We start from the raw sequence: 14,282 nt of genomic DNA on the forward strand, positions 1-14,282 counted from the left end.
TATCAACGTGGGAGGCACTTATGGCTGACGATCTGGTTTATGTTTCTTCGCAGCAGACCGAGGGCGCGGAGCCCGCGCTCGCGAAGCCGGTCTTCCTCATCGAGCATGAGGGCAAATTGTATCTCACGCGCGCCGTGTGGGAATATCATGCGGGCGACGACGCCACGGACGCCGTGAAGGTGGGTGTCGGCCAGATGCGCGAACTGTTCGACCAGCATGCCGATGCCGGGGTGAAGGCTGCCGCCCTGCCGCCGCAGCAGCATGTGGCCAGCTCGTTCGAACTGAGCGGCCCCAAAAAATCTTAATCTCGTGAAAGCGGAGATCGAGCGGCGCGCCCTCGCTGCGGCGGCGCGCTGCGAGGTCACGCGTCTCGCCGACATTACAGGCCTGGATCGGGTGGGTGTGCCCGTGTGGCAGGCCGTTCGACCACGAAGCAAAGCCTTGTCCGTCCATCAGGGCAAGGGTTTCGACGCGTGCTCGGCCCGAATTGGAGCTCTCATGGAAGCGGTTGAAAGTGCGTGCGCGGAAGCGTGGTCCGGGATCGGGCCGGATTGTTCGTGGCACGCGCTCCCGCCGGGCCGGCGAAGCCCGGTGGTGGATGATTTCGCCCGCGAGCGCGGAATGCTCGATCCCGGCGAGACCCTTCGGTGGGTGGAATTGGTGTCGATCGGCGGGACGACCTCCTTCTTCGTGCCCGAGAGCATCGTCTCGCTCGACCTGACCCGCGAGGATGACGGTCGGTTCGGGCGATGCAGCACGGGACTGGCCGCGCATTTCTCGGCCGACGGCGCGATCCGCCACGCGCTGCACGAAGTGATCGAGCGGGATGCGCGCGGGGAGTGGCAGAGGCGGGGGCAGGCCGGGTCGCTGGGCTCCCGCATCGCGATCGAGACGATCGCCTATGGCTGGTTTCAGGAACTGGTGAAGCGCCTGAACGAGATCGACGTCACGGTGCGCGTCAATCGCGTGCCGGGCGTCGTGCCGATCGAGGTCTTCGTCGTCGAGCTGCTCGACGGGGCCGAACCGGATCGGGATCATGCGGCGGCGGGTGGCGCCGGCGCGCATGAGGAAACGGAGGCGGCTCTGCGCGCGGCCATGCTGGAGGCGCTGCAGTCCCGGCTGACGATGATCGCGGGCGCGCGCGACGATCTGCCGATCCGGTCCGCTCATCCGCATCGCCGCCCCCTCGGTCTGGGTTTTCCCACGCCGAGCTTCATCAAGGAGCAGCCGCTGGTGGCGGACAATACGCCGCCGCTCGACGATGCCGGAGCCATCCGCAAACTGGTCGGCGCGCTGGCCGCGGCGGGATATGATCAGGTCGGCTGGCTTCGTCTGTCGTCGGACGAGTCGGAAGCGATCGTCGTCAAGGTGGTGGTGCCTGGCCTGGGAGATCTCTGGCGCGAACGCCGGGACGCCGCGACATGCATGTCATAGCCTTTGCCGGGCCGAGCCGGCCGGCCGTTCTCGATCCCGCGATCGATTGGCGACCGCCGGCCGCCGCCGGGGACCTGATGTGCCTGATCGAGGAGCGTCCGGATCGCGTCGTGCTGATCGACGGATATTTCGATGTCCGCCCGGCGCCCTGGCACAAGGAAATCCTGCTGCTCATCGAGCAGGGGATCACGGTGATCGGTGCCGCCAGCATGGGGGCGCTGCGCGCCGCCGAACTGGCGCCTTATGGAATGATCGGCATCGGCGCGATCTTCTCGGCCTATCGGCGGGGACGGCTCGTCGCGGATGACGAGGTGGCGGTGCTGCACGCGCCGGATGCGCTGGGATGGCGGCCGCTGACCGAACCGCTCGTCAACGTGCGCGCGAACATCCTGAGAGCGGTCCATGCGCATGTCGTGGCGCCGGCCTCCGCCAGGATCATCCTCGAAATCGCGACGGACCTGAACTTCCGCGATCGCGAATGGCGGCTTATTCTCGATCGGGCGAGGGCGCGTCTCGGGGCGGACCCGATCGATCTGCTGGCGCGCTGGCTGGCGAACCACCGGATCGACTGGAAGGCGCGCGATGCCGCCCGCGCGATCCGGTTCGCGCGCCACGGCCGGCCGGCCGATGCCGAGCCCGTGCACACGCCGCGCACCTGTTTCCTGCGAAACCTCGGCGATCATAAGCAGATCCGATTGCCGGAGATGCGCCCGCCCGTCGCGGCCGGCTGGGCACGCTCCGATGAAGCGGATGGCCATCGGATCGGCATGCACCCGCTCACGGCCTGACCGGCTGACCAAGGCCTTGCGCGTTGTGCAAGGTTCCCGCAGCGCCGATAGCGCATCGCATCCGGCGCCCGATTGTGCTTCCATATTCGGATTGATCGCCAGGGGAGGTGCGAGAGCGTGGGATCGTGCCGTATTGTAGCGTGTCGGCCGACAGGGTCGCATGGGAGCGAAGATGCGCGTTTTGTTGGTTGAGGATGATCGCGAGTTGGCGGCTCATGTCAGGGCGCGGCTGGAGAAGCAGGACCATGTCGTCGTCGTCGCGGAAGACGGGGCGGACGGGTCCTCGCGGGCGATCGACGGCGATTTCGATGTGGTGATCCTCGATCGCATGCTGCCCCGGATGGACGGCATCAGCGCGCTCAAGGCGATGCGCGCCGGCGGCGTGCTGGCACCCGTGCTGATGCTGACGGCGCGCGGATCGATCGAGGATCGGGTCGAAGGGCTGGATGCGGGCGCGGACGATTATCTGATCAAGCCGTTCGCCTTGGCGGAACTGGCGGCGCGCGTCTCGGCGCTGGGCCGGCGGTCGCGTGCGCCCGATCATGACGGCATCGTCGCGATCGGCAGTATCCGGCTGGACCGCGTCGACCGGTCCGTGACGCGCGCGGGCAAGGCCATTCCGCTCCACCCGCGCGAATTCCAGCTGCTGGACATGCTGATGCGCCACGGTGGCCGCGTGGTGACGCGCGCGATGCTGCTCAAGGCGATCTGGCGGTTCGACTTCGATCCCGAAACCAAGATCGTCGAAAGCCATATGAGTCGGCTTCGCGCCAAGCTGGACGGCGGCTTCGCGACCGGCGCGATCGAGACGATCCGTGGCGAGGGCTATCGCGTCCGTGGCGACGCCTAACCCCACGCGGCGCACCGCCTACCGGATCGCCGGCTATTATGCGCTGAGCTTCGCGCTCGCGTCGCTGCTGCTGGGCGGCGGCATCTGGGGATTTGCCAGGCGCACGCTGCGCCAGGCGCTGGACGATCGCCTGCAGAGCGAATTGACGACATTGCGCGGCGCGGCCGAGCGCGAGGGGCGTACCGCGCTGATCGAGGATATCGTCGCGCGGGATCTGGTGCCCGGCGCGGGCGGCTATGCGCTGATCGGCCGCGACGGTCGGCGGATCGCGGGCAAGGTGGACACGGGGCGGCCGGGATGGGGCCTGTCCGACATTCGCGTGCGCCTGGCCGACGGCACCGATATTCCCGGCCGCTCCGCCGCGCTGCGCCTGCCGAACGGCGAGACATTGGCCGTGATCGGCGAGGCGGAATCGCTGGGGCGGATCGAGCATACGTTGCTCGCCATCGCCGGCGCGGGCTTCGGCCTGATGATCGCGATCGGCGTGGTCGGCGGCTTTCTGATCGGCCATGTGATCCATCGACGCCTGGCTGCCGTCGACGATGCCGCGCGCGCGATCATGGCGGGCAATCTCGCCCGGCGCATCCCGATCGGGGAGGGCGACGACGAGTTCGATCGCCTGTCTGATACGCTCAACCGGATGCTCGACCATATCGGGCAGTTGATGGACAGCCTGAGGCATGTCTCCGCCGACGTGGCGCACGATCTGCGCACGCCGCTGTCGCGCCTCCGCGTCACGCTGGAGGCCGCCAGCGACGCCGACGAGCCTGCCGAGCGCGAGCGACGCATCATGGAAGCGCTGGATCGGGTGGATGGGCTGATGGCGCTCTTTTCCACGATCCTGCGGATTTCGGAGATCGAGCGCGGCGCGGTCCGCAAGCGGTTCACGGCGGTCCGGCTGGATCTGCTGGCGGCGGACCTGATCGAGACCTATGCGCCCGCGGCGCTCGACGGAGAGAGATGCATCACGGCGGCGGTCGAGCCGCACGTGACAACATCCGGCGACGAGGGCCTGATCGGGCAGGCGATCGCCAACCTCCTCGAAAATGCGCTGAAGCACACGCCGGAGGGAACGCGGATCGAGGTGGCGGTCGCCTCCGTCGATGGCCACCCGAGGCTGACGGTGCGGGACGACGGGCCGGGGGTGCCGGCCGAGGACCATGCTCTGGTGCTGCGCCGCTTCGGTCGTCGGGAAGCGAGCCGATCGGGCGACAGCTATGGGCTGGGCCTCACGCTGGTCGCTGCGGTGGCGGCGACGCACCGCGCCGAACTGATCCTCGCGGATGCGCAGCCGGGCCTGTCCGTGACGCTGGTTTTTCCGCCGGAAGTTTGAAACTCTGGTACTTTCGAACGCTCAGGCGCTTTCCGCTTTGCGCTTCCGCCGCCGCCGTCGCCTAGCCGGATCACCCGGATCGGAGACGCCATCATGCAAGCCCGTACGTTCACTCTTCTCGCAGCCGCCCTGATCGCAGCCGCGCCGGCCATGGCGGCGACCCCCGCCTATCGGGTGACCGGCAGCATCGCGGGCCCGGACGGCGGCTGGGACTATGCGAGCGTCGATCCCGCCACCCGTCGTCTCTATGTGGCGCACGGCAATGCGATCATGGCCGTGGACCTCGCCAGCGGGGTCGCGACCCCGGCGCTGTCGCCCGCCGCGCACGCGCATGCGGTGCTGCCCATTCCCGGATCGGGGCTCCTGCTGGAGACGGAAGGCGATACCGCCACCGTCCGTCTCCTGAATGCCGCGACCGGCGCCGAGACGGCGCGCATCCCGGTCGGCAAGAAGCCCGACGCGGCGATCTGGGACCCGGTTCGCAAGCGCGCGGTGGTGATGAATGCCGACTCCGGCACGATCATGCTGGTCGATCCCGCCACCGCGAAGGTGACCGCGACGATCACCGCCGCGCCGGGGCTGGAGTTCGCGGCGCTGGACGCGTCGGGCCTCCTCTATGTGAACAATGAGGATCGCGATCAGATCGCGGTCGTCGACCCCGACAAGGCGCGGCTGCTCGGGTGGATCGCGCTGCCGGGCTGCAAGGGCCCGACCGGCATGGCCTATGCGCCCACGGCGCGGGTGATCGTCTCCGCCTGCGGCAATGGCATCGCCGCGATCGTCGATCCGAAGACGCGCAGGATGATCGGCACGGCCGCGATCGGTATGGGCGCGGATGCGGTGATCCCCGATCCCGCGCGCAAGCGGCTGTTCGTGCCGGCGGGTCAATCCGGCACGCTCACGGTGCTGGACGAGGCGCCGGGGCAGGTGCGTGCCGTCGAGACGGTGACGACGGACGTGTCCGCGCGTACCGGAACCGTCGATCCCACGGACGGCAAGGTCTATCTGCCCGCCGCGAAGATGGCGGCGGCCGACACGCCCGGCGGACGCCCCCGGCCGGTCCCCGGCAGCTTCCATCTGATCGTCGTCTCGCCGCAGTGACACGTCTGCTTCCGTGTACAGGGATAATCCTGCTGTGCGGTGCCCTGGGAGCCTGCGCCGCTTATCGCCCCGCGCCCGTATCCCCTTCGGCCGCCGTCCCCCAGCGTGCTGCCCGCACCCTGCCGGAGGCGCAGAACTGGTCGACCTCCAGCCTGCTGGCGCAGGCGATCCTGTGGTCGCCCGCGATCCGCGAAAGCGCGGCCAATGTGCGCAGCCTCGTGGCGGCCGCGCGCGCCGCGCGCGTGCCGCCGCCGGGATCGCTGCAGCTGACGTCCGAATATTCGCATGACGACAATCCGAGCAAACCGTGGCTCGGATCGGGCCTGTTCGACATTCCGCTGGATATCGGCGGGCGGCGCAACACGCGCATCGACGCGGCCGATCTCGCCACGCTGCAGGGGCGCTACGATTATGGCGAGGTGGTCTGGACGGCGCGGTCGGCGATCCGGCGGGCGCTGATCGATCGCCAGTTCGCCGACAGGCTGACGCCGCTGGCGGCGCGCGCGCTGGCGCTGCGGCAGGACCGGTACGATAAATTGCAGGCGCGCGTGGGCGCGGGCGAGGAGGCACGGCCGATCTCGATCCTCGCCCAGCTGGACCTCGCCAATGCGCAGCGCCGTGCGCGCGATATCACCGCTCGCCGCGCCCAGGCCGATGTCGCGCTCGGCAACGCGATCGGCGCCGATCCGGCCGCCGTCGCCGCGATCGCCGTCGAGCCGATCGAGGGAAGCGCGCCGGTTCCGTCGCACCCGGATCTCGCCGGCTGGCGGCGGGATGCCTCGGCGGGGCGCCGCGACGTGCTGCGCGCGATCGTCGATTACGATCTTGCCGAAAATGCCGTGCGTCAGGAGGTGGCGAACCAATATCCCGCACTCCGCATCCAGCCCGGCTACACCTATGAGCGCGGGCTGGTGAAGCTCCCCTTCGGCGTCGCGCTCCAGCTGCCGCCGATCGACCTCAACCGCGCGGCCCTTGCCGCCGCCGAGCGGAAGCGCGCGCAGGCGGGCGTGAAGCTGGAGGCGCTGCAATCGACGATCCTGGGCGAAGTGGATCGCACCGCGACCGCGCTGGCGGCCCAATCCTATGCCGAGACCGTCACCGCGACGCGCGACGTGCCCACCGCGCGCCGCCTCGCCGAGCGCGCCGCCGCCAGCCTGCGCGAGGGCGCGGGCGACCGGGTGGACGAGGAAGCGGCGGCCGCGACCGCGATCGATACCGAGATCGCTCTGATCGAGGCGATGCGGCTCGCGTGGCTCGCCTCGGTCGATCTCGAGGATGCGCTGCGCCGCCCGAACGATCCGCGTGACGGGCTGGTGCTGGAACAGGCGATGAAGACGTTGGGAGACACGAAGTGAGGCGCTGGCCCGCAATCTGGACGGGGCTGCTTGCGCTGGCCCTCCCGCTCAAGGCCGGGGCGGAAGCGCCCAAGCCGGTGATGCTCGACGGGGCGACCCTGCGCCGTCTGTCCGTGACGACTGCGCCGGCGCGGATGGTGACGCAGGCCGGATCGGTCGCGGGCTTCGCGCGCGTGCTGGATCCGATCCCGCTCGCTCAGCTGGACGCGGACATCGCGGCGGCCCGGCCGACGGCGGCGGCCTCGGCGGCGGAGGCGGCGCGCAGCCAGGCCCTGTTCGCGGAGGATGCGACGGTCTCGCGCAAGGTGGCGCAGGCGGCGGCGATGCAGGCCGGCGGCGACAATGCGCGCCTGTCGCTGCTGGTGCGTCGTCTCGGGCTGGAATGGGGCCCGGCCATATCGCGGCTGAGCGATGCGCGGCGCGGAGCGCTCGTCGCGGCCCTGTCGTCCGGCCGCTCCGCGCTGGTGCGGATCGACAGCGCCAATGGCGTGGGGCAGGCGGGCCTGCATATGGTGCAGCTCGATCTTGGCGAGATGGGGAGCGCGACCGCGACGATCCTCGGGCCTGCCCGCGCGGCCGATCCGCGCCTGCAGTCGCCCGGCCTGATCGCGCAGGTGTCCGGGCCCAAGGCGGCCCTGCTCTCGACGGGTCTGTCCGTGACCGCGAAGCTCGGCGGCACGGCCCACGCCAGCATCTTCGTGCCCAATGCCGCGATCCTGCGCGTCGAGGGCGCATCGTGGGTCTATCGGCGCATCGGCGCGCAGGCCTTCGCGCGGACGCGCCTGATCGCGCCGGTCGCCACGGCCGGCGGCCTTCTCGCGGGAGGATTGCGGGCGGGCGATCCGATCGTGACGAATGGTGCCGCGGCGCTCTACGCGGCCGAGCGCGGCGGCGGCCCGGCGGAAGGCTGATCGCATGCTGACGCATATCGTCCGCTGGTCGCTCGCGCGGCCCTGGCTGGTCACGGCGGGAGCCGCGCTGCTGCTGATCTACGGCGCGGTCGTGCTCGGCCGCGTGAAGTTCGACGTGTTTCCGGATTTCGTGCCGAGCCAGGCCGAGGTGCAGACCGAGGCGCCCGGCCTTTCGCCCGATCAGGTGGAGCAACTCGTCACGCGCCCGATCGAGCAGGCGGTGAACGGTGCGGCGGGCGTCGCCTCCGTCCGCTCGGAATCGATCCAGGGTCTGTCGATCGTGACGGTGATCTTCGCCGACGGGGTCGATCCCTATCGCGCGCGCCAGATCGTGGCGGAAAGCCTCAGCGAGGCGGCGGGCGCGCTACCTCAGGGCGTGAAGGCGCCCAAGGTGCAGCCGCTCACCTCATCGACGATGGACCTGCTCAAGGTCGGCTTCACGAGCGACAAGGTGGACCCGACGGCCCTGCGCGACTTCATCCAGTGGCAGGTGCGGCCGCGCCTGCTCGCGGTGCCGGGCGTGGCGCGGGCGACCGTCTATGGCGGCATCATCCGCCGGGTGGAGGTGCAGGTTCGGCCTGACGATCTGGCGGCGCGCGATCTCGCGCTGTCCGACGTGGCGAGCGCCGTGCAGCAGGCGACCAGCGTGATCGGTGGCGGCTATATCGATACGCCGCAGCAGCGCCTGCCGATCGACGCGCACGGGCAGGCGCGGGGTGCCGGCGATATCGCGGCGGCCCCGCTGGCGCTGCCCCCCACGGCCGCCGGCGCGCCGGCCACAGCGACGCGCGTGGGCGACGTCGCCACCGTGGCCGAGGGGGCATCGCCCAACAACGGCGACGCGCTGATCATGGGCAAGCCGGGCGTGCTGATCAGCCTGTCCAGCCAATATGGCGCGAACACGCTGGAGGTGACCCGCGCGGTCGAGGCGGCACTGGCGGAATTCAGGCCCGCATTGGCCGCGCAGGAGATCACGATGCGGCCCGGGCTTCACCGCCCCGCCAATTTCATCGATGCCGCGCTGCACGGGATCATGGACGATCTGGTGATCGGCGCGGTGCTGATCGCCGTCGTCCTGCTGCTGATGATGCGCAACGTGGCGGCGGTGCTGATCTCGTTCGTCAGCATCCCGCTCTCGCTGCTCACCGCGATCATCATCTTCGATCGCTTCGGCGTCACCATCAACACGATGACGCTGGGCGGCATGGCGGTGGCGCTGGGCGTGGTGGTCGACGATGCGATCATCGACGTGGAGAATATCATTCGTCGCCTGCGCTCCGCGCCGGACGGGGAGGCGCCGACCGCGACGATCCTGGCCGCCTCGGTCGAGGTCCGCGCGCCGGTGATCTACGCGACGCTCGTCGTGTCGCTGGTGCTGGCGCCGGTGCTGATGCTGAGCGGCCTGCAGGGCGCCTTCTTCGCGCCGCTCGCCACCGCCTTCATCCTCGCCACGCTGGCGTCGCTCGTGGTTGCCATCGTCGTGACGCCGGCGCTCAGCCTGCTGCTGTTGCGCCATGCCCGGCTGCCGGAGGAGCCCGCGCCGCTCCGCCGGCTGAAGGATGCGGTCGTCCGGCTGCTGATCCGCTTCACCGAAGCCTCGCGCCTCGTGCTGATCGGATCGGTCGCGGCGGTGCTGATCGCGGCGGCGGCGACCGTCACCTTCACCACCGAATTGCTGCCCTCGTTCAAGGAGGGGCATTTCGTGCTGGGCGTGACGGGGCCGCCCGGAACCTCGCTCTCGGTGATGCGCGCCTATGGCCAGCATATCACGCGCGATCTGCTGGCCATTCCCGGCATCGATACGGTGGAGCAGCAGATCGGCCGCGCCGAGGGCGGCGAGGATACGTGGGGCAGTGAGCGCTCCGAATTCCATGTCGAGCTGAAGCCCGGTTTGTCGGGCGCCGAGCAGGATGACGTGCAGGACCGGATCCACGCGGTGCTGGACGGCTATCCCGGTCTCGTCACCGAAGTGCTGACGTTCCTGGGCGACCGGATCGGCGAATCCCTTTCGGGCGAGACGGCCTCGCTCGCGATCGGCATCTATGGCGGCGATTCCGCCACGCTGGATCGCACGGCGGACCGGATCGTGGCGGTCGTGGAGACGGTGCAGGGCGCGGTCGACGTCCAGCGCGCCACCCCGCCGCGCACTCCGGTGGTGCGGGTCGGTGTCGATACGGCGCGCGCCGCCGCGCGCGGCATCGGCACCGCCGACATCCTGTCCACGGTGCAGGCCGCGTATCAGGGCAATGCGACGGCCCAGATCTTCAAGCAGGATCGCTCGATCGACGTGGCGCTGACCGTGCCGCCCGAACTGCGCGAGACGCCGGAGGCGATCGGCAATCTGCTCGTCCGCTCCGCTTCCGGCGTGGCGATGCCGCTGGGGCAGGTCGCGCGCGTCTCGCTCGATCAGGGGCGTACCGTGATCGCGCATGAAGGCGGGCGGGTGCGCGAAGTGGTCACCACCAATCCACCGCCGCAGCAGGCCGCCGCCGTCACCGCCGCCGTCAAGCAGGCGATCGCCGATCAGGTGAAACTGCCGCCCGGCGTCTATCTGGAATATGAGGGCACGGCCGATGCCGCCGTCGCCGCGCGCAACGAATTGCTGCGCAATGTCGGCTTCGCCATCGCGGGGATGATCGCGCTGCTCGCGGTCGCCTTCGGAAGCTGGCGGTCGGTGGCGCTGATCTTCGCGTCCGCGCCGCTGGCGATGATCGGCGGCGTGATCGCGGTGCTGCTGAGCGGGCGCGATCTGTCGCTGGGCTCGCTGGTGGGGTTCGTCACCTTGTTCGGCGTCGCGGCGCGCAACACCATCCTGCTCCTCTCCCACGCGGACCATCTGGTGCAGGCCGAGGGCCATCCCTGGTCGCTCGACACGCTCGTCCTCGCGACGCGCGAGCGCATGACGCCGATCCTGATGACGGCGCTCGTCACCGGCCTCGGCCTGTTGCCGCTGGCGATCGGCAGCGGGCAGGCCGGGCGCGAGATACAGGGGCCTATGGCGATCGTGATCATGGGCGGGCTGGTCAGCTCGACGCTGACGACGTTGCTGATCCTTCCGGCGCTGATCTGGCGCTTCGGGGGCAGGCGCGCATGATCGACGGTCCGCGTCCCGCCCGTCCCGTCATGTTGCAGGATCGCAATCGCGAGAGCGGCCGGAGGACCGACAGCAATGCGGACCGGGCCTGTCTGGTCGCTCCTACCCTCCATTCGCGAGGCCATTGATCGCAGCCATGTCGTCGGACTGGAGACCTCCCCGCGCGCTGCGCCCGGCCGAGCGCAAGGTGCTGCGCCTGTTGCGCCTGGCCGCGCAGGCCGCCGCCACGGGGCCGGGCGAAAAGCCGGATCCGCTGGCGGATGCGCTGCGCGATCATGATGCATCCCGAAGGATGTTTCTGACCCTGGATGCTCCGTTCATCGCGCCGGAGGAGCATGATTTCATCCAGATGGTCGCGCATCTCCAGCGCAGCGCGCACGGCGGGGAAAGCGACGATCCGATCGTGCATGCGGCGATCACCGTCGTCGCGTGTCTGGGGGCGCTCAACCTGCGATTGCCGCCGCCGATCTCGCCCGAACCCCCGGCGCTTCTGAAGGCCCTGATCGTCGCCACGCGCGCCACGGCGGCGGGATACGCCGATGTCGGTATCCGCCGGGGCACCGCCCGCGCGCGCGCGCTGGAATTGCTCGATCGACAGGGCGGCGCATCGCGCGAGGAATTGGTCGCTTTGGGCCTGTCGCGCCAGAATCTCAGCCTGCTGGTTAAAGCGGGGCTGGCGGTTCGTATCGGGGAGATGTTCTACCGGCCGGGCGGATAGGGCTGCACGCGCTTCGCTTTCGATTTAATGTTACAACATCTCATTCATCTCCAGGTCAGCGTCTGTCGATCATGCCCGCCGCTCACGATCATGCCGGCGAGCATGACGACCGATCACGATCGACGACCGTGCGAGATGAAAAGGGGCGCCCTGAGTGGGGCATGGATCACCAGACAGTGAGGGAATGAGCGGCCCGCGCGCACTGCGGCCCGGCGGGTCGGTGCGGCGCACGGCGCTCGCCGTCGCGATCCTTCTCGCGCTGCTTTGGCAAGGCGTCGTCGCGCGGGCCCATGTTCATCTGCCGCATCTCGCGGCGCAGCTTTCGGTGCAGGACACCTCCGTCCGGATCGGCGCCGCGTCCGAATTCGGACTGTCCGACGACGAGACCGCCTGCCTCCTGTGTCGGGAGCTGGCACAGACGGCGGATTATCTCGCGCCGGCTCCGATCGCGGTGGCCGGGCCGTCCGCGTTCCACGCCATCGTCACGGCCGCCCTGCTGCTGCTCTGGCCGCGTCGTCATCTGCCGCCCGGCTGGCGCGGCCGCGCGCCTCCCATCCTTTCCGAACATCACCAGCCCTAGACAAGGAGCGCGCGTCACGCCGCTCCGCTTGCCATGCCGTGTTGCCCGAGGGGCGCCGGCATCGCGACAGACTGCCGGAGTTTTCCCTGATGCGATCCTTCACCATGCTCAGCGTGGCCGCCGCCGCGTTCGCCCCTGCGGCCGCTTATGCCGATCCCGCCGCTGCGCCCGCCACCGGCGCCGACGACCGGAACACCATCGTCGTCACCGCCTCTCCCTTCGCCACCTTCAGCGACGATACGCCGACGATCGTGGCCAAGGTGGATCGGTCGCAGATCCTGCAGAGCGGCGGCGGCAGCATCGCCGATGCGCTGGCCACCACGCCGGGCGTCTCGGCGACCAGCTTCGCCGCGGGCGCCAGCCGCCCGATCATCCGGGGCATGGACGCCACCCGCGTCCGCCTGCTGGAGGATGGGGCGAGCAGCTCCGACGTGTCCGACATCGGACCCGATCACGGCATCCCGATCGATCCGCTGGCGGCGCAGAGCATCGAAGTGGTGCGCGGGCCGTCGACGCTGCGCTATGGCAGCCAGGCGATCGGCGGCGTGGTCAACGTGCTGAACAATCGTGTGCCGCTCACCCAGCCGACCCAGCCGATCACGGGCGAGGTGACGGGCAGCTACGGCACCGCTGCCGACATGGGCGAGATTTCGGCGCTGACCGACGTGAAAGCCGGCGATTTCGCGTTCCACGCCGACGGCTTTGATCGGCGCGCGACCGATTACGACACGCCGCTGGGCACGCAGGAGAACAGCTATATGCGCGCCCGGGGCGGATCGCTGGGCGGCTCCTATTTCTTCGGCGACAGCCATGTCGGCGCCGCCGTCACCCAGTATAACGCCAATTACGGCATACCGAGCGACGACACCCATATCGTCATGCGCCAGACCAAGGCGCTGACCCGGGACACGATCGCGATCGACTCGGGCCCGTTCAAGTCGCTCGACCTGACGGGCAGCTATGCCACCTACAGGCACAGCGAGGTGGAGCCCGACGGCACGGTCGACACGACCTTCCGCAACAAGGAATATGACGGCCGGGCCGAACTGCTGCTGAACCCGATCGGCCCGGTGCAGAATACGGCGGTCGGCGTGGAGGTGCAGCGGCGCCGCTTCTCGGCGGTGGGCGTGGACAGCAGCTATCTGTTCCCGACGCTCACGCAGAGCGAAGCCGCTTACCTTTTCACCGAAATGCCGCTGACCTCCGCGTTGCGCCTGCAGGCGAGCGGCCGGGTGGAGCATGTCAGCGTCCACGGCACGCCCGCCAGCGACGTCGCGACGAAGGTGGATTATACGCCGATCAGCGGATCGGTCGGGGCGTTGCTGGATGCCGGATCGGGCGTGAAGCTGGGGCTGACCTTCTCCAGCACCGGCCGCGCGCCGGCCCAGACCGAATTGTTCGCGCGCGGCGGGCATGACGGACCCAACACGTTCGAGACGGGCGATCCCAATCTCCGGATCGAGCGCGCCAATTCGCTGGAAGGCACTTTGCGCGTACGCCGTGGCAAGCTGCATTTCGACGGCAGCCTCTACAGCACCTGGTTCCACAACTATATTTACGGCGATCTGACGGGCCGGGTCTGCGACGATGACGGCGTCTGCGCGGTGGATGGCGACGGCGATTTGCGCGAGCTGAACTATCGCCAGCAGGGAGCGCATTTCTATGGCGCCGAGGGCGAGGCGACCTACGAGCTGATCAAATCCTCATTCGGTTCTCTCTCGGCCAGGACGCTGGCCGATTATACGCGCGCCACGCTGGACAATGGCGGCAATGTTCCGCGCATCCCGCCCTATCGCGTGGGCGGCGGGCTGACGTGGCAGAGCAAGCCCTTCGATGCGAACGTGCTGCTCCTTTATGTCGGCAAGCAGGACAGGTTCGGTGCGTTCGATACGGAGACGCCGCACTATAAGGAGCTGAATGCCCAGATCGCTTGGCGGCCGTTCCGGTCGCAGCCGGGCGTGGAGCTGGCGCTGGTCGGACAGAATCTGACCAACGACGTGCAACGCGCGGCAACGTCGCTGAACAAGGACGAGGTGGTGATGCCGGGCCGCAACGTCCGGCTGGTGCTCCGCGTGGCGACCTTCTGATCCGTCCCGCCGCCCGTGGATGTCACGGGCG

At 69.4% G+C, this 14,282-nt stretch carries 12 protein-coding genes; all 12 read left to right on the top strand.

Annotation, left to right across the window (positions count from 1 at the left end):
* The first annotated feature begins 20 nt into the window (after positions 1 to 20).
* Positions 21 to 305 carry a hypothetical protein gene (locus HL653_RS16070; RefSeq protein WP_171745409.1) on the top strand — a complete coding sequence of 95 codons (285 nt, stop codon included), beginning with the start codon at positions 21 to 23 and terminating at the stop codon, positions 303 to 305.
* Between the two features lie 103 nt (positions 306 to 408).
* Positions 409 to 1,434, top strand: a complete 1,026-nt coding sequence (locus HL653_RS16075) for a YcaO-like family protein (RefSeq protein WP_253718120.1) — start codon at positions 409 to 411, stop codon at positions 1,432 to 1,434.
* Positions 1,422 to 2,222 (top strand): TfuA-like protein, encoded by an 801-nt coding sequence (locus HL653_RS16080; RefSeq protein WP_171745411.1) that lies wholly within the window; start codon positions 1,422 to 1,424, stop codon positions 2,220 to 2,222. Before HL653_RS16075 ends, HL653_RS16080 begins: the two co-directional genes overlap by 13 nt.
* 172 nt (positions 2,223 to 2,394) lie before the next feature.
* On the top strand, positions 2,395 to 3,072 hold the full coding sequence (locus HL653_RS16085; protein WP_171745412.1) for a response regulator transcription factor: 678 nt from the start codon (positions 2,395 to 2,397) through the stop codon (positions 3,070 to 3,072).
* Complete coding sequence (locus HL653_RS16090; protein ID WP_171745413.1) at positions 3,059 to 4,405, top strand: HAMP domain-containing sensor histidine kinase; 1,347 nt, start codon at positions 3,059 to 3,061, stop codon at positions 4,403 to 4,405. The genes HL653_RS16085 and HL653_RS16090 overlap by 14 nt, the downstream gene beginning before the upstream one ends.
* Positions 4,406 to 4,498: 93 nt before the next feature.
* Positions 4,499 to 5,506, top strand: a complete 1,008-nt coding sequence (locus HL653_RS16095; RefSeq protein ID WP_171745414.1) for a YncE family protein — start codon at positions 4,499 to 4,501, stop codon at positions 5,504 to 5,506.
* Positions 5,503 to 6,861 carry a TolC family protein gene (locus HL653_RS16100; protein ID WP_171745415.1) on the top strand — a complete coding sequence of 453 codons (1,359 nt, stop codon included), beginning with the start codon at positions 5,503 to 5,505 and terminating at the stop codon, positions 6,859 to 6,861. Before HL653_RS16095 ends, HL653_RS16100 begins: the two co-directional genes overlap by 4 nt.
* Positions 6,858 to 7,772 (top strand): hypothetical protein, encoded by a 915-nt coding sequence (locus HL653_RS16105; protein WP_171745416.1) that lies wholly within the window; start codon positions 6,858 to 6,860, stop codon positions 7,770 to 7,772. The genes HL653_RS16100 and HL653_RS16105 overlap by 4 nt, the downstream gene beginning before the upstream one ends.
* A gap of 4 nt (positions 7,773 to 7,776) precedes the next feature.
* Positions 7,777 to 10,866: an efflux RND transporter permease subunit gene (locus HL653_RS16110; RefSeq protein WP_171745417.1), complete on the top strand. Its 3,090-nt coding sequence runs from the start codon at positions 7,777 to 7,779 to the stop codon at positions 10,864 to 10,866.
* Between the two features lie 136 nt (positions 10,867 to 11,002).
* The gene (locus HL653_RS16115; protein WP_171745418.1) at positions 11,003 to 11,584 is read left to right on the top strand and encodes a type IV toxin-antitoxin system AbiEi family antitoxin domain-containing protein; all 582 of its coding nucleotides are present in this window, start codon (positions 11,003 to 11,005) and stop codon (positions 11,582 to 11,584) included.
* Positions 11,585 to 11,768: 184 nt separating this feature from the next.
* Complete coding sequence (locus HL653_RS16120) at positions 11,769 to 12,164, top strand: hypothetical protein (RefSeq protein WP_171745419.1); 396 nt, start codon at positions 11,769 to 11,771, stop codon at positions 12,162 to 12,164.
* An 89-nt stretch (positions 12,165 to 12,253) separates the two neighbouring features.
* Positions 12,254 to 14,251, top strand: coding sequence for a TonB-dependent receptor (locus tag HL653_RS16125; protein WP_171745420.1), 1,998 nt, complete (start codon positions 12,254 to 12,256; stop codon positions 14,249 to 14,251).
* Positions 14,252 to 14,282 lie beyond the last annotated feature (31 nt).

It is taken from the genome of Sphingomonas sp. AP4-R1 (assembly GCF_013113735.1).
GTDB lineage: Bacteria > Pseudomonadota > Alphaproteobacteria > Sphingomonadales > Sphingomonadaceae > Sphingomonas_I.

What these genes read in the sequence shown, in the direction of transcription:
- HL653_RS16070 (WP_171745409.1), top strand. Translation starts at nt 21, where the DNA reads ATGGCTGACGATCTGGTTTATGTTTCTTCGCAGCAGACCGAGGGCGCG.
- HL653_RS16080 (WP_171745411.1), top strand. Translation starts at nt 1,422, where the DNA reads ATGCATGTCATAGCCTTTGCCGGGCCGAGCCGGCCGGCCGTTCTCGAT.
- HL653_RS16085 (WP_171745412.1), top strand. Translation starts at nt 2,395, where the DNA reads ATGCGCGTTTTGTTGGTTGAGGATGATCGCGAGTTGGCGGCTCATGTC.
- HL653_RS16095 (WP_171745414.1), top strand. Translation starts at nt 4,499, where the DNA reads ATGCAAGCCCGTACGTTCACTCTTCTCGCAGCCGCCCTGATCGCAGCC.
- HL653_RS16110 (WP_171745417.1), top strand. Translation starts at nt 7,777, where the DNA reads ATGCTGACGCATATCGTCCGCTGGTCGCTCGCGCGGCCCTGGCTGGTC.
- HL653_RS16115 (WP_171745418.1), top strand. Translation starts at nt 11,003, where the DNA reads ATGTCGTCGGACTGGAGACCTCCCCGCGCGCTGCGCCCGGCCGAGCGC.
- HL653_RS16120 (WP_171745419.1), top strand. Translation starts at nt 11,769, where the DNA reads ATGAGCGGCCCGCGCGCACTGCGGCCCGGCGGGTCGGTGCGGCGCACG.
- HL653_RS16125 (WP_171745420.1), top strand. Translation starts at nt 12,254, where the DNA reads ATGCGATCCTTCACCATGCTCAGCGTGGCCGCCGCCGCGTTCGCCCCT.